The sequence below is a fragment of the Streptomyces sp. NPDC052236 genome, from assembly GCF_044548015.1.
GTDB lineage: Bacteria > Actinomycetota > Actinomycetes > Streptomycetales > Streptomycetaceae > Streptomyces.
On the sequence record NZ_JBIUBL010000007.1, the window covers coordinates 227,690 to 245,915 of the forward strand.

The 18,226-nt window shown below is 68.2% G+C and carries 14 protein-coding genes and 1 tRNA gene; 10 read left to right on the plus strand and 5 right to left on the minus strand.

Going from position 1 to position 18,226, the window contains the following annotated elements; all coding sequences use genetic code 11:
• Positions 1 to 15 precede the first annotated feature (15 nt).
• The 7 genes from ACIHCQ_RS14830 to ACIHCQ_RS14860 all read left to right on the plus strand — a co-directional run bounded on the left by ACIHCQ_RS14830 (position 16) and on the right by ACIHCQ_RS14860 (position 9,230).
• Positions 16 to 2,346, plus strand: a complete 2,331-nt coding sequence (locus ACIHCQ_RS14830; RefSeq protein WP_399661856.1) for an FdhF/YdeP family oxidoreductase — start codon at positions 16 to 18, stop codon at positions 2,344 to 2,346.
• Positions 2,347 to 2,444: 98 nt separating this feature from the next.
• The gene (locus tag ACIHCQ_RS14835) at positions 2,445 to 2,924 is read left to right on the plus strand and encodes a PaaI family thioesterase (protein ID WP_399661858.1); all 480 of its coding nucleotides are present in this window, start codon (positions 2,445 to 2,447) and stop codon (positions 2,922 to 2,924) included.
• Between the two features lie 646 nt (positions 2,925 to 3,570).
• Positions 3,571 to 4,788: a branched-chain amino acid ABC transporter substrate-binding protein gene (locus ACIHCQ_RS14840; RefSeq protein ID WP_399662042.1), complete on the plus strand. Its 1,218-nt coding sequence runs from the start codon at positions 3,571 to 3,573 to the stop codon at positions 4,786 to 4,788.
• A 101-nt stretch (positions 4,789 to 4,889) separates the two neighbouring features.
• Entirely contained in the window at positions 4,890 to 5,819 is a 930-nt protein-coding gene (locus ACIHCQ_RS14845; protein ID WP_399661860.1) for a branched-chain amino acid ABC transporter permease, read from the plus strand.
• A 5-nt stretch (positions 5,820 to 5,824) separates the two neighbouring features.
• Entirely contained in the window at positions 5,825 to 7,627 is a 1,803-nt protein-coding gene (locus ACIHCQ_RS14850) for a branched-chain amino acid ABC transporter permease (protein WP_399661862.1), read from the plus strand.
• 5 nt (positions 7,628 to 7,632) lie between these two features.
• Positions 7,633 to 8,517: an ABC transporter ATP-binding protein gene (locus ACIHCQ_RS14855; RefSeq protein ID WP_399661863.1), complete on the plus strand. Its 885-nt coding sequence runs from the start codon at positions 7,633 to 7,635 to the stop codon at positions 8,515 to 8,517.
• Entirely contained in the window at positions 8,514 to 9,230 is a 717-nt protein-coding gene (locus tag ACIHCQ_RS14860; RefSeq protein WP_399661865.1) for an ABC transporter ATP-binding protein, read from the plus strand. Before ACIHCQ_RS14855 ends, ACIHCQ_RS14860 begins: the two co-directional genes overlap by 4 nt.
• Positions 9,231 to 9,326: 96 nt before the next feature.
• Here ACIHCQ_RS14860 and ACIHCQ_RS14865 read toward each other — a convergent pair whose 3' ends face one another.
• Positions 9,327 to 9,977 carry an ANTAR domain-containing response regulator gene (locus ACIHCQ_RS14865; RefSeq protein WP_399661867.1) on the minus strand — a complete coding sequence of 217 codons (651 nt, stop codon included), beginning with the start codon at positions 9,975 to 9,977 and terminating at the stop codon, positions 9,327 to 9,329.
• Between the two features lie 99 nt (positions 9,978 to 10,076).
• Between ACIHCQ_RS14865 and ACIHCQ_RS14870 the strand changes: the two genes are divergently transcribed.
• Together ACIHCQ_RS14870 and ACIHCQ_RS14875 are read left to right on the plus strand one after the other, a co-directional pair.
• Positions 10,077 to 10,149: transfer RNA gene (locus ACIHCQ_RS14870), tRNA-Leu, on the plus strand.
• 110 nt (positions 10,150 to 10,259) lie between these two features.
• Positions 10,260 to 11,021: a transcriptional regulator gene (locus ACIHCQ_RS14875; protein ID WP_399661869.1), complete on the plus strand. Its 762-nt coding sequence runs from the start codon at positions 10,260 to 10,262 to the stop codon at positions 11,019 to 11,021.
• 8 nt (positions 11,022 to 11,029) lie between these two features.
• Here ACIHCQ_RS14875 and pyk read toward each other — a convergent pair whose 3' ends face one another.
• Together pyk and ACIHCQ_RS14885 are read right to left on the minus strand one after the other, a co-directional pair.
• On the minus strand, positions 11,030 to 12,457 hold the full coding sequence (gene pyk / locus ACIHCQ_RS14880) for a pyruvate kinase (protein WP_399661872.1): 1,428 nt from the start codon (positions 12,455 to 12,457) through the stop codon (positions 11,030 to 11,032).
• 134 nt (positions 12,458 to 12,591) lie between these two features.
• Positions 12,592 to 13,311 (minus strand): SIMPL domain-containing protein, encoded by a 720-nt coding sequence (locus ACIHCQ_RS14885; RefSeq protein WP_399661874.1) that lies wholly within the window; start codon positions 13,309 to 13,311, stop codon positions 12,592 to 12,594.
• A gap of 171 nt (positions 13,312 to 13,482) precedes the next feature.
• Between ACIHCQ_RS14885 and ACIHCQ_RS14890 the strand changes: the two genes are divergently transcribed.
• Positions 13,483 to 15,297 (plus strand): bifunctional metallophosphatase/5'-nucleotidase, encoded by a 1,815-nt coding sequence (locus ACIHCQ_RS14890; RefSeq protein ID WP_399661876.1) that lies wholly within the window; start codon positions 13,483 to 13,485, stop codon positions 15,295 to 15,297.
• 59 nt (positions 15,298 to 15,356) lie between these two features.
• Here the strand turns inward: ACIHCQ_RS14890 and ACIHCQ_RS14895 are convergent, their stop codons facing one another.
• Both ACIHCQ_RS14895 and ACIHCQ_RS14900 read right to left on the minus strand, forming a co-directional pair.
• Positions 15,357 to 16,766: a lysine N(6)-hydroxylase/L-ornithine N(5)-oxygenase family protein gene (locus ACIHCQ_RS14895; protein ID WP_399661878.1), complete on the minus strand. Its 1,410-nt coding sequence runs from the start codon at positions 16,764 to 16,766 to the stop codon at positions 15,357 to 15,359.
• Positions 16,763 to 18,166 (minus strand): pyridoxal phosphate-dependent decarboxylase family protein, encoded by a 1,404-nt coding sequence (locus ACIHCQ_RS14900; protein ID WP_399661880.1) that lies wholly within the window; start codon positions 18,164 to 18,166, stop codon positions 16,763 to 16,765. The genes ACIHCQ_RS14895 and ACIHCQ_RS14900 overlap by 4 nt, the downstream gene beginning before the upstream one ends.
• Positions 18,167 to 18,226 lie beyond the last annotated feature (60 nt).

Consider the following 18,226-nt stretch of genomic DNA (forward strand, 5'->3'; position numbering starts at 1 on the left):
TCGAAGGAGAGCGCGATGGCCAGCAAGCCGCCCGCAGGGGACCCGGCCCAGGACGCGCCGCAGGTCGCGGCCCCGCCGCACGCCGTCGCAGGCCTCCCGGCCATCGGGCACACGCTGCGCGTGGCCCAGCAGCAGATGGGCGTGCGCCGCGGCACGCAGGCCCTGCTCAAGGTCAACCAGAAGGACGGCTTCGACTGTCCGGGCTGCGCCTGGCCGGAGGGCGACAAGCGGCACACCGCGGAATTCTGCGAGAACGGCGCGAAGGCGGTCGCCGAGGAGGCGACGCTGCGCCGCGTCACGCCCGATTTCTTCGCCGAGCACTCCGTAGCGGATCTCGCCTCACGCAGTGGGTACTGGCTGGGGCAGCAGGGCCGTATTACGCAGCCGATGTATCTGCCCCAGGGCGCCGACCGGTACGAGGCGGTGCCCTGGGAGCGGGCCTTCGCGATCATCGCGGAGGAACTCACGGCGCTGGCCTCCCCCGATGAGGCGCTCTTCTACACCTCCGGGCGCACCAGCAACGAAGCCGCGTTCCTGCTCCAGCTCTTCGCCCGCGAATTCGGCACCAACAACCTCCCCGACTGCTCGAACATGTGCCATGAGTCCTCCGGCTCGGCACTCACCGAGACGATCGGCGTCGGCAAGGGCAGCGTCTCGCTGGAGGATCTTCACCAGGCGGATCTGATCATCGTGGCCGGGCAGAACCCGGGCACCAACCACCCCCGGATGCTCAGCGCCCTGGAACAGGCCAAGGCCGCGGGCGCGAAGATCATTTCGGTGAACCCGCTGCCCGAGGCCGGCCTGGAACGGTTCAAGAACCCGCAGACCGCGCGCGGGATGGTCAAGGGCGTCGCGCTCAACGACCTCTTCCTCCAGATCCGCATCGGCGGCGACCAGGCGCTCTTCCGGCTGCTGAACAAGCTGATACTGGAGACACAGGGGACTGGCAGCGCTGTTGACGAGGTCTTCGTGCGGGAACACACCCATGGGTACGAGGAGTTCGCGGCCGCCGCCCGCGCCGCCGACTGGGACGAGACGCTCGCCGCCACCGGGCTCGACCGTGCCGGGATCGAGAAGGCCCTCGCCATGGTGCTCGCCTCGAAGCGCACCATCGTGTGCTGGGCCATGGGCCTGACCCAGCACAAGCACGCGGTGGCGACCATCCGCGAGGTGGTCAACTTCCTGCTGCTGCGCGGCAATATCGGCCGCCCGGGCGCCGGCGTCTGCCCCGTGCGCGGGCACTCCAATGTCCAGGGCGATCGCACCATGGGCATCTTCGAGCGGCCGTCCGATGCCTTCCTGGACGCCCTGGAGAAGGAGTTCGGCTTCGCGCCGCCCCGCCACCACGGGCTCGACGTCGTACGGTCCATCCAGGCGCTGCGCGACGGAAAGGCGAAGGTCTTCTTCGCCATGGGCGGCAACTTCGTGAGCGCGTCACCGGACACCCCGGTCACGGAGGCCGCGATGCGCCGCGCCCGCCTCACAGTCCATGTGTCGACCAAGCTGAACCGCTCACACGCCGTCACCGGCACCCGGGCGCTGATCCTGCCCACCCTCGGCCGTACCGACAAGGACATACAGGCGGGCGGCAGGCAGGTGGTGACCGTCGAGGACTCGATGGGCAAGGTGCACGCCTCCCGCGGCAATCTCGCCCCCGCGAGCCCCCACCTCCTCTCCGAGCCCGCCATCGTGGCCCGGCTGGCGCGCGCCGTGCTCGGCCCCGCCTCCACCACGCCCTGGGAGGACTTCGAGAAGGACTACGCGACGATCCGCGACCGCATCGCGCGCGTGGTCCCCGGCTTCGAGGACTTCAACGCGAAGATCGCCCGGCCCGGCGGCTTCACGCTGCCCCACGCCCCCCGCGACGACCGCCGCTTCCCCACCGCCACCGGCAAGGCCAATTTCACCGCAGCGCCCGTCGAGTTCCCCAAGGTCCCACCGGGCCGCCTGCTGCTCCAGACGCTGCGCTCGCACGATCAGTACAACACCACCATCTACGGCCTCGACGACCGCTACCGCGGTATCAAGGGAGGCCGCCGGGTGGTCCTGGTGCACCCGGACGACGCGCGGGACCTGGGCCTGGCAGACGGTTCGTACGCCGATCTGGTCAGCGAATGGAAGGACGGCGTGGAGCGGCGCGCCCCCGGTTTCCGGGTGGTGCACTACCCCACCGCCCGCGGCTGCGCGGCGGCGTACTACCCGGAGACCAATGTGCTGGTGCCGCTGGACTCCACCGCGGACACCAGCAACACCCCGGCGAGCAAATCCGTGGTGGTGCGGTTCGAGAACGGTTCCAGGGCCACCCACAGCGAGGACAGCGGGAGCAGCGGGAGTAGCGGGGAATGAGGGCCACCGGCCTAAGCGTTCGCTCAGGCATCTGATAAGACGGGTCGCGACGGGCGCACCCCGCGCGCGCACCGCACTGACGATCGGAGCCGGGCCCTATGGGCGAGCAGACCACCGTGAAGTTCCCACAAGAGGTCATCGACGAATACACCGCACTCGGGGTCGACCTGCACGCGCTCTTCTCCGCCGGCCACCTGGGCAACCGCATGGGGGTGCAGATCATCGAGGCTTCGGCCGAGCGCGTCGTCGGCACCATGCCCGTCGAGGGCAACACCCAGCCGTACGGACTGCTGCACGGCGGCGCGTCCGCCGTCATGGCCGAGACCCTTGGTTCGATCGGCGCGATGCTGCACGGCGGGGCGTCCCGGCTCGCCGTCGGTGTGGATCTCAACTGCACCCACCACCGCGGTGTCCGCTCCGGCCTGGTGACCGGAGTCGCGACGCCGGTGCACCGCGGTCGCTCCACCGCCACGTACGAGATCGTCATCAGCGACGAACAGGACAAGCGGGTCTGCACGGCCCGGCTGACGTGCCTCCTGCGCGACGCCCCGGCCCCCACTGCTACCGCAACCAGCTGAACGTTTTCCGGCCTGTTGTGTCACCGATCGTGACGGCCTGGTGTTCGGACGGCTCGGACAGGACATCGTCCGAGCCGTCCGCCGCGTCGCCACGCGCACCACAGAAGCGTCGGCGGCCGAAAGACACTCCAGGGCGCTACGCATCGCATACGAGGGCGCGCCGGCACTCCGCAGGTCACAGCGCGAAGCCGCCAGGGAATCCCGTACGATACGGAACCCCCTCCCCTGAATGTAACGCTGCGTAATAAGGGCGTAATGGAGAATCCGGTCACCATTCTCGGCCACGCCCACCCCGCCGACCTCCCCGGAGCGCTCCGCACCACTTCCCCGCCGCCAGCACCAAGATCCACTCAAGCGCCTTAGCGGAACTGCACGTTCTCACCATGTGGTCAAAACCCGGGGCCCGGAAGGTCCGATCTGTTCATTCTCCCGCCGCCAAGCCCTGGCCACGGCATAACAAGAGCGTCACATCCTGACTCCCCACCTCCATGACCCCTTCACCTGCGCCTATAGTCACCGCCAGTCACCGCGCCGCCGGGCGCGTCTCGAATTCGGCCGTGAACCCCGTAGTACGGCCCGGCGAACACACGGCACCTCAGCAGAGGCAGCCGCGCCAGGGAAAGGATTTATCGTGCGACACCGTTCCTTGCTCATCCTCACCACCATGGTCACGACGGGGGCACTCTCGCTCTCCGCCTGCGGCTCGCGCGACGACGACGGCGGCAGCGGCGGCGACAGCAGCAAGAAGACCACCGTCACCATCGGCGTAGACGCACCGCTCACCGGTGACCTGTCCGCCCTTGGTCTCGGCATCAAGAACTCCGCCGACCTCGCGGCCAAGACGGCCAACAAGGACAACACCGTCCCCGGCGTCGAGTTCAAGATCGAAGCGCTTGACGACCAGGCACAGCCGTCGGTCGGCCAGCAGAACGCCGCCAAATTCGTCAGCAACAAGGACGTCCTCGGCGTCGTCGGCCCGCTGAACTCGAGCGTCTCGCAGTCCATGCAGAAGCCGTTCAACGAAGCCGGCCTGGTCCAGGTCTCCCCGGCCAACACCGGCACCGAACTGACCCAGGGCGACGGCTGGAAGACCGGCGACAAGAAGCGCCCGTTCGCGACCTTCTTCCGGACCGCCACGACCGACCAGGTCCAGGGCGCCTTCGCGGCCAAGTACCTCTTCAGCACCGCGAAGATCACCCAGGTCTACCTCATGGACGACCAGAAGACGTACGGCGCCGGTCTCGCCGCGTCCTTCAAGGACACGTACACGAAGCTCGGCGGCAAGATCGTGGGCACCGACCACATCAACCCCGACGACCGCGACTTCAACGCCGTGGTGGCCAAGGTCAAGAAAACCGGCGCCAAGGCGCTCTACTACGGCGGCGAGTACCCCGCCGCCGCCCCGCTCAGCCAGCAGCTCAAGGACAGCGGCAGCAACATCCCGCTGATGGGCGGCGACGGCATCTACAGCGGCGAGTTCCCCAAGCTCAACAAGAAGGCCGCCGGTGACCTCGCGACCTCCGTCGGCAAGCCCGTCGAGCAGCTGGACTCCGCCAAGAAGTTCATCGCCGACTACAAGACCGCCGGCTACAAGGACGCCTACGAGGCCTACGGCGGCGGCACCTACGACGCCACGTGGTCGATCATCGAAGCCGTGAAAATCGCGGTCGCCGACAACGGCGGCAAGCTCCCCGACGACATTCGCGCCAAGGTCCTCGCGGCCATGAGCAAGGTCAAGTTCGACGGCGTCACCGGCCCGGTCTCCTTCGACGAGTTCGGCGACACCACCAACACCATGATGACCGCCTACCAGGTCGAGAAGGCCGCCTGGGTGCCCAAGTTCAGCGAGGCGTACAAGCCGTAACACGGCCTCCTGCCTCACACGCACTACTGCCCAGACCGCGCGGGAGCGTCACCGGCGCTCCCGCGCGGCGCCATATCCGAACACCCCACGGAGGCCCTGCGGTGCACGAACTGCCGCAACAGCTGGCCAATGGACTCATCCTCGGCGCGATGTACGGACTCATCGCTGTCGGTTACACGATGGTCTACGGCATTGTCCAGCTCATCAACTTCGCCCACGGCGAGATCTTCATGGTCGGGGGCTTCGGAGCCCTCACCGTCTTCCTTATCCTGCCGTCCGGGTTCTCCCTCGGCGTCGCCATCCCGCTGATGATCCTCGGCGGCGTCCTCGTCTCCGTCGCCGTCGCGACAGCAGCCGAACGATTCGCCTACCGGCCACTGCGCAGCGCGCCACGACTGGCCCCGCTGATCACCGCGATCGGCCTGTCCATCGCCCTGCAGCAGACCGTCTGGATGCTCTACCCCGAGGCCAAGAAGGACCGCTCCTTCCCGCAGTTCGAAGGCGCACCCTTCGACATCTTCGGCGCCACCGTCCAGCGCGGCGACGTCTTCGTCCTCATCGCCGCACCCCTGTGCATGGTCGCCCTCGGCGTCTTCGTCAACAAGACCCGCTCCGGCCGCGGCATGCAGGCCACCGCCCAGGACCCCGACACCGCGAAGTTGATGGGCGTCAACACCGACCGCATCATCGTCATGGCCTTCGCCATCGGCGCCGCGTTCGCCGCTGTCGCCGCAGTCGCCTACGGCCTCAAAAACGGCCAGGTCGGCTTCCGCATGGGCTTCATCATGGGCCTCAAGGCCTTCACCGCCGCCGTACTCGGCGGCATCGGCAACATCTACGGCGCCATGCTCGGCGGCGTCGTCCTCGGCGTTGCCGAATCCCTCGCCACCGGCTACATGGGTGACGTACCCGGCATGGAACTCTTCGGTGGCGGCGGCTGGAAGGACGTATGGGCCTTCAGCCTGCTCATCATCGTCCTGCTCATCCGGCCCCAGGGTCTACTGGGCGAACGCGTCGCGGACAGGGCGTGATCAACATGAGCACTTTGACCAAGACGAGCACCACCGCCACACCCGCGGCCACCTCAGTCATCCCGCTGCCACCCGCCGCGGCACGAATCATCACCCTGGCCGGCTCAGCGATCGCCCTCGTCGGCACCTTCCTCGCCTGGACCTGGACCGACGAATACCCCGGCAACCTGACAGTCACCGGATATCCCGGCGGCCTCCAGGTCCTCACCCTCGTAGGCGCCGCCCTCGCCCTGCTGTTCGCCCTCAGCGGCTACCACATCCGGGGCCTCGTCTGGCTCACGCCCGGCGGCACCAACAGCCCCGTACGCCTCCTCACCCTCGGTGTACTCGGCACGACCGGCTACGCCGTGGGCTCCATCTCCGGCCAGCTCGGCGGTGTCGTCAACCTCGAACCAGGCGCCTGGGTCTCCCTCATCGGCGCTCTCGTCGCCGTCATCGGTGCCTTCGGCCTCCCGGCCGACCACGTCGCCGACGACACCACCACCGGCCTGTGGGCGCACCTGCGCCACAGCCTCTCCGCCCCGCGACCGGCGCGCGCCAAGGAACTCTCCTCCTGGGCCGAGATCCTGATCATCGTGGCAGCCTTCGGCGTCGGCCTGTACGTCTTCACGTACGGCATCGACACCGACTACGCCGAACTCTTCATCGGCTTCCTCATCACCGTCGGGTTCGGCTTCACCGCCGTCAACCGTGCCGGCCTCATCGCCCGCGTCTCCGCGCTCACCGCGAAGCACCGCTCCGTGACGATGGCAGCCGCCTTCGCCTCCGCGATCTGCTTCCCCTTCACCCAGAGCAACGACCAGTTCACCCTCATCGGCGCGAACATCCTCATCTTCGCGACCGTCGCCCTCGGCCTCAACGTCGTCGTCGGCCTCGCCGGCCTCCTCGACCTCGGATACGTCGCCTTCCTCGGCGTCGGCGCCTATACCGCCGCCCTGGTCTCCGGCTCACCGCAGTCCAGCATCGGCGTGGAGTTCCCCTTCTGGGCCGCCGCCCTCACCGGTGCCGCCGCCTCGCTCGTGTTCGGCGTCCTCATCGGCGCCCCGACCCTGCGGCTACGCGGCGACTACCTCGCCATCGTCACCCTCGGTTTCGGTGAGATCTTCCGCATCACCATGAACAACCTCAACGGCAACAGCGGACCGGACCTCACCAACGGCGCCCAAGGCATCCCCAACATCCCCGACCTCAACATGTTCGGATTCGACTTCGGGACCAGCCACGTCGTCGGCGGCTTCGACCTCACCAGGTCCGGCAACTACTTCCTGCTGATGCTGCTGTTCACAGCAATCGTCGTCCTGGTCTTCCGCCGCTCCGCCGACTCCCGCATCGGACGCGCCTGGGTCGCCATCCGCGAAGACGAGACAGCCGCCACCGCCATGGGCATCAACGGCTTCCGGCTCAAGCTCCTCGCCTTCGCACTCGGCGCGGCCCTCGCCGGACTCGCCGGCACCGTCCAGGCCCACCTCGGCTACAGCGTCACACCCGAGCAGTACCAATTCGCCGGATCCGTACCACCCAACTCCGCCTTCCTGCTGGCCGCGGTCATCCTCGGCGGCATGGGCACCATCGGCGGCCCCCTCATCGGAGCCGCGCTGCTCTACCTCATCCCGGCCAAACTGCAGTTCATGCAGGACTACCAGCTCCTCCTCTTCGGACTCGCACTCATCGTCCTGATGCGATTCCGCCCCGAGGGCCTGGTCGCCGACCGCAGGAAGCAGCTCGAATTCCACGAGACCGGCCAACTCGACGTACCCGACGACAAGCTCCCCGACGGCGCCGTCGGCATCACCAAGGCGGGGGCGTAACCACCATGACCACCACAGCCACCGCAACCACCACCACGGTCCTCGACGCCAGCGGCGTGACCATGCGCTTCGGGGGCCTGACCGCCGTGCGCTCCGTCGACCTCACCGTCAACAGCGGCGAAATCGTCGGCCTCATCGGGCCCAACGGCGCAGGCAAGACCACGTTCTTCAACTGCCTCACCGGGCTGTACGTGCCCACCGAAGGCAAGGTCTCCTACAAGGGCACCGTCCTGCCGCCCAAGCCCCACCTCGTCACCCAGGCAGGCATCGCCCGCACCTTCCAGAACATCCGGCTCTTCGCCAATATGACCGTCCTGGAAAACGTCCTCGTCGGCCGCCACACCCGCACCAAAGAAGGCCTCTGGTCGGCCCTCCTGCGCCTGCCCAGCTTCACCAGGGCGGAAGCGGAATCCCGCGAACGGGCCATGGAACTCCTGGAGTTCATCGGCCTGCAGGACAAGGCCGACCACCTCGCCCGCAACCTCCCCTACGGCGACCAGCGCAAGCTCGAAATCGCGCGAGCACTGGCCAGCGACCCCGGGCTGCTGCTCCTGGACGAGCCCACCGCCGGTATGAACCCGCAGGAGACCCGGGTCACCGAAGAGCTCATCTTCGCGATCCGCGACCAGGGCATCGCCGTCCTCGTCATCGAGCACGACATGCGCTTCATCTTCAACCTGTGCGACCGGGTCGCCTGCCTCGTCCGAGGAGAAAAACTCGTCGAGGGCACACCCGCGGTCGTACAGGGCGACGAGCGCGTCATCGCCGCCTACCTCGGCACGCCGTTCGAAGGCGCCCCCGGCGCCGAAGAGGTCGCCGAGGTCGAAGCGGCCGAAGCGGAGGCCGAAGCCGCGCAAGCGCACAGCACCACAGAAGGAGACTCCAAGTGACCGCTCTCCTCGAGGTCAAAGACCTCAGGGTCGCCTACGGCAAGATCGAAGCCGTGAAGGGCATCTCCTTCAGCGTCGACGCCGGCGAAGTCGTCACCCTCATCGGCACCAACGGCGCAGGCAAGACCACCACTCTGCGCACGCTCTCCGGACTCCTCGAACCGGTCTCCGGCAGCATCACCTTCGACGGCAAGCCACTGCGCAAGGTCCCCGCGCACAAGATCGTCGCGCTGGGGATCGCACACTCCCCCGAAGGCCGCCACATTTTCCCCCGCATGTCCATCGAGGACAACCTGCGGCTCGGCGCCTACCTGCGCAGCGACAAGCCGGGCATCGAGAAGGACATCCAGAAGGCCTACGACCTCTTCCCGATCCTGGGAGAGCGCCGGAAGCAGGCCGCGGGCACCCTCTCGGGCGGCGAGCAGCAGATGCTGGCGATGGGGCGCGCGCTGATGTCCCAGCCGAAGCTGCTGATGCTGGACGAGCCGTCGATGGGTCTCTCCCCGATCATGATGCAGAAGATCATGGAGACGATCATCCAGCTGAAGGCGCAGGGCACGACGATCCTGCTGGTGGAGCAGAACGCGCAGGCCGCGCTGTCGCTGGCCGATCACGGCCATGTGATGGAGGTCGGCGAGATCAAGCTCACGGGCACGGGTCAGGACCTGCTGCACGACGAGAACGTCCGCAAGACGTATCTCGGCGAGGACTGAGCCGTACGCCTACGCCTACGCCTACGGAGAAGGCCCGCACCCCGAGCGTTCGGGTGCGGGCCTTCTCCGTAGGCGTACGAGCTACTGCACCTTCTCCTACTCCTTCGCGGCCTTCTTCTCCTCGGCGTCCTCGATGACCGCCTCCGCGACCTGCTGCATCGACATCCGCCGGTCCATCGACGTCTTCTGGATCCACCGGAACGCAGCCGGTTCGGACAGCCCGTACTGCGTCTGCAGAACGCTCTTCGCCCGGTCGACCAGCTTCCGCGTCTCCAGCCGCTGCGAAAGGTCCATGACCTCCTGCTCCAGCGCCTTCAGCTCGGAAAAGCGGGAGACGGCCATCTCGATGGCGGGCACGACGTCGCTCTTGCTGAACGGCTTCACCAGATACGCCATGGCTCCGGCGTCCCGCGCCCGCTCGACAAGATCGCGCTGCGAGAAGGCGGTCAGCATCAGGACGGGCGCGATGGACTCCGCGGCGATCTGCTCGGCGGCGGAGATCCCGTCGAGCACGGGCATCTTCACATCGAGAATGACCAGGTCGGGCCGGTGCTCCCGGGCGAGCTCGACGGCGCGCTGCCCGTCACCGGCCTCGCCGACGACCGCGTAGCCCTCTTCCTCAAGCATCTCTTTGAGGTCGAGCCGGATGAGGGCCTCGTCCTCGGCGATGACGACGCGGGTCGTCAGCGGGGGGACGTGCGACTTGTCGTCATCGGCGGCGGGCTGGGGCGACTCGGGGGCGGTCACGGGACTCCTCGTTGAAAGGCAGGGTGCTCCCCAAGAGCCTACCCAGCTCCTGTATCGTGGGGACACGAAGGGTCTTCGGCATCCTTTGTTTCAAAGGGCGCCCCGGTAGCCCAGCGGTAGAGGCAATGGTCTCAAACACCATCCAGCGTGGGTTCGAATCCCACCCGGGGTACTTTCCCTAGCTTTCCAAGGTCACGTTGCTTTCTCTGGATCTTCACCGGCTTGGGTGAACAAACCTCCGATTCCGCTCACGGGGATCAGAGACCGCCCAAGCTCGGCTGTGTGTACAACATCGACACGCGCAAGTGCGCACTCGCTCTTGTGGCCCAAGGCCGGAGCCTGAACTCCGTCAGTAAGCAGACTGGTGTATCCAGGGCGGCTATCCGCTCCTGGAAAACCCGGATCGACCCACTCGTCCGTTCTGGAAAGCCTTGCCCCAGATGCGGGGACACTCCCGGGCTGCCCGATGCTCCAGCGGCGTATGCCTACCTCCTCGGTCTGTATCTCGGTGACGGGTGTGTCAGCGCGCAACGGAGGGATGTCTATATCCTCCGCATCGTGTGCGCTGACGCCTGGCCAGGCCTCATCGACGCGTGCGAAGCCGCGATCCGTTCCGTACGACCGGACAACAGTGTCTTCCGTGTACAACGGCAGGGCTGCGTCGCCGTCACCGCCGCCAGCAAGCACTGGCCCTGCCTGTTTCCCCAGCACGGGCCGGGCAAGAAGCACGACCGGCGCATCGTGCTCGAAGACTGGCAGCAGGCGATCGTCAGCGAGCACCCGTGGGAGTTCGTCCAGGGGCTCGTGCATTCCGACGGATGCCGGGTTACCAATTGGGCAACTCGGCTCGTCCGCGGCGTGCGAAAACGCTACGAGTATCCGCGGTACTTCTTCACCAACGTCTCGGACGATATCCGGCAGTTGTACACGGATACGCTCGACACGGTTGGTGTCGAGTGGAAGCGGGCCAACGCGAAAAACATCTCCGTCGCCAAGCGCGCGTCCGTCGCCCTCATGGACGCGCACGTCGGGCCAAAGTACTGAGCGAGCCGTTATCCGGCGCGCTCGCCGATGTGGTGCACGCGCACCAGGTTCGTGGAGCCCGCGACTCCCGGCGGGGAGCCCGCCGTGATGACCACGATGTCGTCCCTCTCGCAGCGGCCGATCTTCAGCAGTTCCTCATCCACCTGGGCCACCATCGCGTCCGTCGATTCGACGTGCGGGCCAAGGAAGGTCTCCACGCCCCACGTGAGGTTGAGCTGCGAGCGCGTGGCCGCGTCCGGGGTGAAGGCCAGCAGCGGGATCGGCGAGCGGTAGCGGGAGAGCCGCTTGACCGTGTCGCCGGACTGGGTGAACGCGACCAGGAACTTCGCGCCGAGGAAGTCGCCCATCTCCGCCGCCGCACGGGCCACCGCGCCGCCCTGCGTGCGGGGCTTGTTCCGCTCGGTCAGCGGCGGGAGGCCCTTGGCCAGTACGTCCTCCTCGGCCGCCTCGACAATGCGGCTCATCGTCTGGACCGTCTCCACCGGGTACTTGCCGACGCTCGTCTCGCCCGACAGCATCACCGCGTCGGTGCCGTCGATGACGGCGTTGGCGACGTCGGACGCCTCCGCGCGCGTGGGGCGGGAGTTCTCGATCATCGAGTCGAGCATCTGCGTCGCGACAATGACCGGCTTGGCATTGCGCCTGGCAAGCTTGATGGCGCGCTTCTGGACGATCGGTACCTGCTCCAGCGGCATTTCCACGCCGAGGTCGCCGCGGGCGACCATGATGCCGTCGAAGGCGGCCACGATGTCGTCGATGCTCTCGACCGCCTGCGGCTTCTCGACCTTGGCGATGACGGGGAGGCGGCGGCCCTCCTCGTCCATGACGCGGTGTACGTCCTTGATGTCGCGTCCGCTGCGTACGAAGGAGAGCGCGATGATGTCGGCGCCGGTACGCAGGGCCCAGCGCAGGTCTTCGATGTCCTTCTCGGAGAGCGCGGGGACCGAGACGGCCACGCCGGGGAGGTTGAGCCCTTTGTGGTCGGAGACCATGCCGCCCTCGACGACGGTGGTGTGCACCCGCGATCCTTCGACCCCGGTCACTTCGAGGGCGACCTTGCCGTCGTCCACGAGAATGCGCTCACCGGTGGTGACATCCGCGGCGAGCCCCTGATACGTGGTGGAGCAGATGCGGCGGTCGCCTTCCGCGTCATCGACCGTGATGGTGAATTCATCGCCGCGTTCAAGCAGTACGGGTCCTTCGCGGAAGCGCCCGAGACGGATCTTCGGGCCTTGAAGGTCGGCGAGGATACCGACGCTGCGGCCGGTTTCGTCGGAAGCTTTGCGTACGCGCTGGTAGCGCTCCTCGTGCTCGGCGTAGGTGCCGTGGCTGAGGTTGAATCGGGCTACGTCCATGCCGGCCACGACCAGTGCTTTGATCTGGTCGTACGAGTCGGTGGCTGGCCCAAGAGTGCAGACAATCTTCGCTCGGCGCATACGTCGAGCCTAGAGCTTACCGGCCGGTAGCAAATTAGCCCCGCATGGCCACTCAACCACCTTTGAGTAAAGGCTCATTGACAAGTGTTGAATTGTGCACGGGGGCGCTCTGATGAGCATTCACCATTCGGTTTTTACAGCTGTGGCGGGGTCATCGTGAAGCGCGCGTTGACCTGCGCATAGACGGTCTGGCGCTGCGGCTCCAGGTCCAGCGCCGGAGCAACTTCGGCCTGGGCGGCGCCTCCATAGCCGGCGCTGCGCATGGGCCCGCTGTAGGCGACCGCGTAGGGCTCGGCGTGTTCCGCGCCCAGATCGGCGAGTTCGACCAGCGCCGCCAGCCGCGCGCCCAGGGCCTCGGCGTACTCGCGGGCCCGCTGGACGGCTTCCTTCACCGCCTGGCGGCGGGCCTCGCCATGGGCCGGGGAGTCGGGGCGCAGGGACCACCAGGGGCCGTCGACGCGGGTCAGTTCGAGGTCGGCGAGGCGGGTGGTCAGTTCGCCCAGCGCGGTGAAGTCCGTGAGTTCGGCGGTGATGTGGACGCGCCCGTGATAGGCGCGGACGCGTTCACCACGACCGTGCCTGGTGAGTTCGGGGCTGATGGAGAAGGCCCCGGTCTCCAGTTTCTCGACGGCGTCGCCGTAGGACTTGATCAGGTCCAGGACGGCCGTGTTGCGGCGGGTGAGGTCTTCCAGCGCGCTGCGCCGGTCCGTGCCGCGTGCGCTGACCGCGACGCCGATCCTGGCGATCTCCGGGTCGAACTCCAGGCGCGCTTCGCCGCGTACGGCGACCCGGGGTGTTTCCGGGGTGCCGTACGGGGTGCCGTAAGGGGCGGCGGCGGTTACGTCGGTGGTCACGGAAGGCTCCCTCGTCCGGCGGGGTCTGCGTCTGTGTCTGCGTCATGGACACTCTCGCATCTCGCGCATGACAACCGGCGGACACCAGATCGAAACCCGCAGGGGGTGTTGCCCGACAACGCTCCTGCGCCAGAATCTACGCGCGTTGTGCACTTGATCGAGGGAGACAGAATGCCGCTGAACCGTAGGACGTTCCTGGAGCGGTCGGCCGCCGCCGGGGCCGGTGTGGCCATCGTGGGCAGCACCGCCGTACCCGCCGAGGCGAAGGAAGCAATCGCGGAGGGCTCCGGGTCCGGGCGTCCGCCGAAGCGGTACTCCTTCACCGTCATGGGGACCACCGACCTGCACGGCAATGTCTTCAACTGGGACTACTTCACCGACAAGGAGTTCGACGACAGGGACCGCAATGACGTGGGCCTGGCGAAGATCTCGACTCTCGTGGATCAGATCCGCGCCGAGAAGGGCCGCCGCAACACCCTCCTCATCGACGCCGGTGACACCATCCAGGGCACCCAGTTGTCGTACTACTACGCCAAGGTCGACCCGATCACGGCGCGGCGCGGCCCGGTGCACCCCATGGCGCAGGCCATGAACGCCATCGGCTACGACGCGGCGGCGCTCGGCAACCACGAGTTCAACTACGGCATTCCGGTGCTGCGGAAGTTCGAGGAGCAGTGCGACTTCCCGTTGCTCGGCGCCAACGCGCTGGACGCGAAGACTCTCCGCCCGGCCTTCGCCCCGTACAGCATGCACCGGCTGCGTACCCCCTGCGGCCGTGATGTGAAGGTCGCGGTCCTCGGTCTCACCAACCCGGGCATCGCCATCTGGGACAAGGCCAACGTCCAGGGCAAGATGACCTTCCCGGGGCTGGAGGAGCAGGCCGCGAAGTGGGTGCCGAAGCTGCGGTCCATGGGCGCGGATGTCGTGATCGTCTCCGCGCACTCGGGTTCCAGCGGTACGTCCTCGTACGGTGACCAGCTCCCGTACATCGAGAATGCCGCCGGTCTGGTCGCCGAGCAGGTGCCGGGCATCGACGCGATCCTCGTCGGCCACGCGCACACCGAGATCGCCGAGTACTTCGTCACCAATAAGGAGACCGGCAAGCAGGTTCTGCTCTCAGAGCCGCTCAAGTGGGGCCAGCGGCTGACCCTCTTCGACTTCGACCTGGTCTGGAGCAAGGGCCGCTGGACGGTCGAGAAGGCCGCCGCGAAGGTCCTCAATTCCAACACCGTCGCCGAGGACCCCAAGATCACGCGGCTGCTCGGGGACGAGCACACGAAGGTCGTCGCGTACGTCAACCAGGTCATTGGCACCTGCACCACGACGATCACCACGGTCGCGGCGCCGTGGAAGGACGAGCCGATCATCGATCTGATCAACCACGTCCAGGCGGAGACGGTGAAGACGGCGCTGGCGGGCGGCCAGTACGCGGCGCTGCCCGTGCTTTCGCAGGCGTCGTGTTTCTCGCGTACGGCGGCGATACCGGCCGGGCAGGTGACCCTGAAGGACGCTGCTGGGCTGTACGTCTTCGAGAACACGCTGGAGGCGCGGCTGCTGACGGGCGCGCAGCTCAAGGACTATCTGGAGTTCTCCGCGCGGTATTACGTGCAGACGCCGGCCGGCGCTCCGGTGGACACGGCGAAGCTGACGAACGCCGGCAACACTCCGGACTACAACTACGACGCGGTCTCGGGTGTGACGTACGAGATCGACATCGCCAAGCCGGGCGGTTCGCGGATTGTGAATCTGTCGTACGACGGCAAGCCGATCGACGCGGCGGCGCAGTTCGTGCTGGCCGTGAACAACTACCGGGCGAGCGGCGGCGGGAACTTCCCGCACGTGGCGAGGTCCCAGCAGTTGTGGGCGAATTCGGAGGAGATCCGGAACACCATCATCAGCTGGGTGCAGGCGAAGGGCGCGGTGGATCCGGCGCAGTTCGCGACGGTGGGCTGGAAGCTGACGCGGGAGGGCACGCCGGTCTTCTGATCCGGTGCTGACGTTCGGTGCTGAGGTCTGGTGCTGAGGTTCGGTGCCGGGTGTGGTCTTCAGTTTCCCTGGGCGAGGGGCGTGAGCTCCGGTGTCTGCCTGGGGAGGCTGGAGAGCTCGCGCTGCTGGAGCCCGAAGCTGGTGAAGGCGGTGCGGTGCGGCAGCGGGTAGTGCTCCTTGCCGGTGAGGGAGTTGAGGATGCTCGCGCTGCGCCAGGCGGCGAGGCCGAGGTCGGCGGCGCCGACGCCGTGGGTGTGGCGTTCGGCGTTCTGTACGTAGACGGAGCCCGTGACCGAGGGGTCCATGTCCAGCCGGAACTGCCCATCGACGCGAGGGCGGCCGGTCGCGTCATGGCGTACGTACGGGTCGAGTCCGGCGAGCAGCCGGCTGAGCGGGCGCTCGCGGTAGCCGGTGGCGAGCACCACGGCTTCGGTGGTGAGGCGGGAGCGGGTGGCCTGCTGGATGTGCTCCAGGTGGAGTTCGACCTTGGTGGTGGCGACGCGGCCGGCGGTGCGGACGGTGACGCCCGGGAGGAGTACGGCGTCGGGCCAGCCGCCGTGCAGGGTGCGGCGGTAGAGCTCGTCGTGGATGGCGGCGATGGTGTCGGCGGCGATGCCCTTGTGGAGCTGCCACTGGCGCGGGAGAAGCGCGTCGCGGGTCTGCTCGGGCAGGGCGTGGAAGTAGCGGGTGTAGTCGGGGGTGAAGTGCTCCAGGCCGAGCTTGGAGTACTCCATCGGCGCGAACGCCTCGGTGCGGGCGAGCCAGTGGATCTTCTCGGCTCCGGCGGGGCGGGCCCGCAGCAGGTCGAGGAAGACCTCGGCGCCCGACTGTCCGGAGCCGACGACGGTGATGTGCTCGGCGGCCAGGAGCTGTTCGCGGTGGTCGAGGTAGTCGGCGGAGTGGACGACGGGGACGGTGCGGGCGTCGGCGAGCAGCCTGAGCGGTTCGGGGACGTACGGCTCGGTGCCGACGCCGAGCGCGAGGTGGCGGGTGTAGGTGCGGCCCAGGGCGTCGGCCTCGCCGTCGGCGTCGAGCTGGGTGTAGTCGACCTCGAAGAGGGCGCGTTCGGGGTTCCAGCGGACGGCGTCGATCTGGTGGCCGAAGTGCAGGCCGGGGAGGCTGTCGCTGACCCAGCGGCAGTAGGCGTCGTACTCGGCGCGCTGGATGTGGAACCGCTCGGCGAAGTAGAAGGGGAAGAGCCGGTCGCGGGCGCGGAGGTAGTTGAGGAAGGTCCAGGGGCTGGCCGGGTCGGCGAGGGTCACCAGGTCGGCGAGGAAGGGGACTTGGAGGGTGGTGCCGTCGATGAGCAGGCCGGGGTGCCAGTGGAAGGCGGGGTGCTGCTCGTAGAAGACGGCGTCGATGCCGCCGTGGACGCCGTCGGCGAGGGCGGCGAGGGAGAGGTTGAAGGGGCCGATGCCGATGCCGACGAGGTCGTGGGGCGGGTCGGTTTCGATGGGTGGTGTGGTCATGAGTGGGCACTGCCTTCCGCGAGTACGAGTCCGATGAGGGTTTTCAGGTCGTCGGGGGTGGCGTGGGGGTTGAGGAAGGTGGCCTTGAGCCAGAGCGGGCTCTTGGGGCCGCCGTGTTGGCCGTGGGAGCCGTAGGGGCCTTGAGGTCGGGCTCGGCCCAGGACGGCGCGGCCTTCGGTGAGGAGCGCGCGGCGGATGCGGGCGGTCTGCTCGTCGGTGGCCGCGGCGGGGCGGAACAGCACGGTGGAGAGGGTGGGCCGCTCGTACAGCTGAAGGCCCGGGGTCTGCGCGACGAGCTCGGCGAAGTCGCGGGCGGTGGCGCAGGAGCGGTCGACGAGCGCGCCGAGGCCGGTGCGGCCGAGTGCTTTGAGGGTGACGGCGATCTTGAGTACGTCGGGGCGGCGGGTCGTACGCAGTGAGCGGCCGAGCAGGTCGGGCAGGCCCGCTCGGGTGTCGTCGTCGGCGTTGAGGTACTCGGCGGTGTGCCCGAGGGGCGCGAGGCGGGCCCGGTCGGATACGGCGAGGAGGCCGGCGGCGACGGGCTGCCAGCCGAGTTTGTGCAGGTCGAGGGTTACGGAGTGGGCGCGGTCCAGGCCGTTGAGGAGGGGGCGGAGGCCGGTGCTGAACAGCAGCGGGCCGCCGTACGCGGCGTCGATGTGCAGTTCGGCGCGGTGGCGCTCGCAGAGGTCGGCGATCTCGGGGAGGGGGTCGATGCGGCCGGTGTCGGTGGTACCGGCGGTGGCGACGACGAGGACGGGCCCTCGATGAGCGGTGAGTGCGGCGTCGAGGGCGCCTGGGCGTTGCGGGACGGTCACGGGCTCGGGGAGGCCGAGGAGCCAGGCTCCACGGCGTACGGAGTGGTGGGTGTCCTCTCCGCAGAGGACCTGCACGGCACCGTGCCTTTCGCGGGCGAGCAGCAGGCCGAGCTGGTTGGACTCGGTGCCGCCGGTGGTGACGAGTGCGTCGGGAGCGGGCGCGCGCGGATAGACCTCGGCGGCGAGGGTCCGGGTGAGGAGGGCCTCCAGCTCGGAGGCGGCCGGGGCCTGGTCCCAGGAGTCCATGGAGGGGTTGAGCGCGGACCCGGCGAGATCGGCGGCGACGGCGAGTGCGAGGGGCGGGTTGTGCAGATGGGCGACGCAGAGGGGGTCGGCGGGGTCGGCCGAGCCCTGGGCGACGGCATGGACGAGGCTGCGGAGGGCCTCGCCCGCGCCGATCCCCTGCTCGGGCAGCACGGGCTCGACGGCCTCCCGCAGTCGCGCGCCGACACCACCGGGCCCTCCGGCGGGAAACGGCCCTCCGCGCTCGGCGGCCCCGTCGTGCAGCGCGTCGAGCACGACTTCCAGCAACGGGCGCAGCCCATCGGGCCCGGCGGTGCCTCCGGCGAGGGGGGGCGTGGTCATCGAGGTCCTCCGGGGGCGGGACTGAGGCGCAGGGGTGTCCGGCGCATCGAGTGGGGTGCC

Excerpts from the sequence above, each read along its gene's own strand:
- ACIHCQ_RS14830 (WP_399661856.1), top strand. The coding sequence starts at position 16 with ATGGCCAGCAAGCCGCCCGCAGGGGACCCGGCCCAGGACGCGCCGCAG.
- ACIHCQ_RS14850 (WP_399661862.1), top strand. The coding sequence starts at position 5,825 with ATGAGCACTTTGACCAAGACGAGCACCACCGCCACACCCGCGGCCACC.
- ACIHCQ_RS14890 (WP_399661876.1), top strand. The coding sequence starts at position 13,483 with ATGCCGCTGAACCGTAGGACGTTCCTGGAGCGGTCGGCCGCCGCCGGG.
- ACIHCQ_RS14900 (WP_399661880.1), bottom strand. The coding sequence starts at position 18,166 with ATGACCACGCCCCCCCTCGCCGGAGGCACCGCCGGGCCCGATGGGCTG.
- pyk (WP_399661872.1), bottom strand. The coding sequence starts at position 12,457 with ATGCGCCGAGCGAAGATTGTCTGCACTCTTGGGCCAGCCACCGACTCG.
- ACIHCQ_RS14855 (WP_399661863.1), top strand. The coding sequence starts at position 7,633 with ATGACCACCACAGCCACCGCAACCACCACCACGGTCCTCGACGCCAGC.
- ACIHCQ_RS14895 (WP_399661878.1), bottom strand. The coding sequence starts at position 16,766 with ATGACCACACCACCCATCGAAACCGACCCGCCCCACGACCTCGTCGGC.
- ACIHCQ_RS14835 (WP_399661858.1), top strand. The coding sequence starts at position 2,445 with ATGGGCGAGCAGACCACCGTGAAGTTCCCACAAGAGGTCATCGACGAA.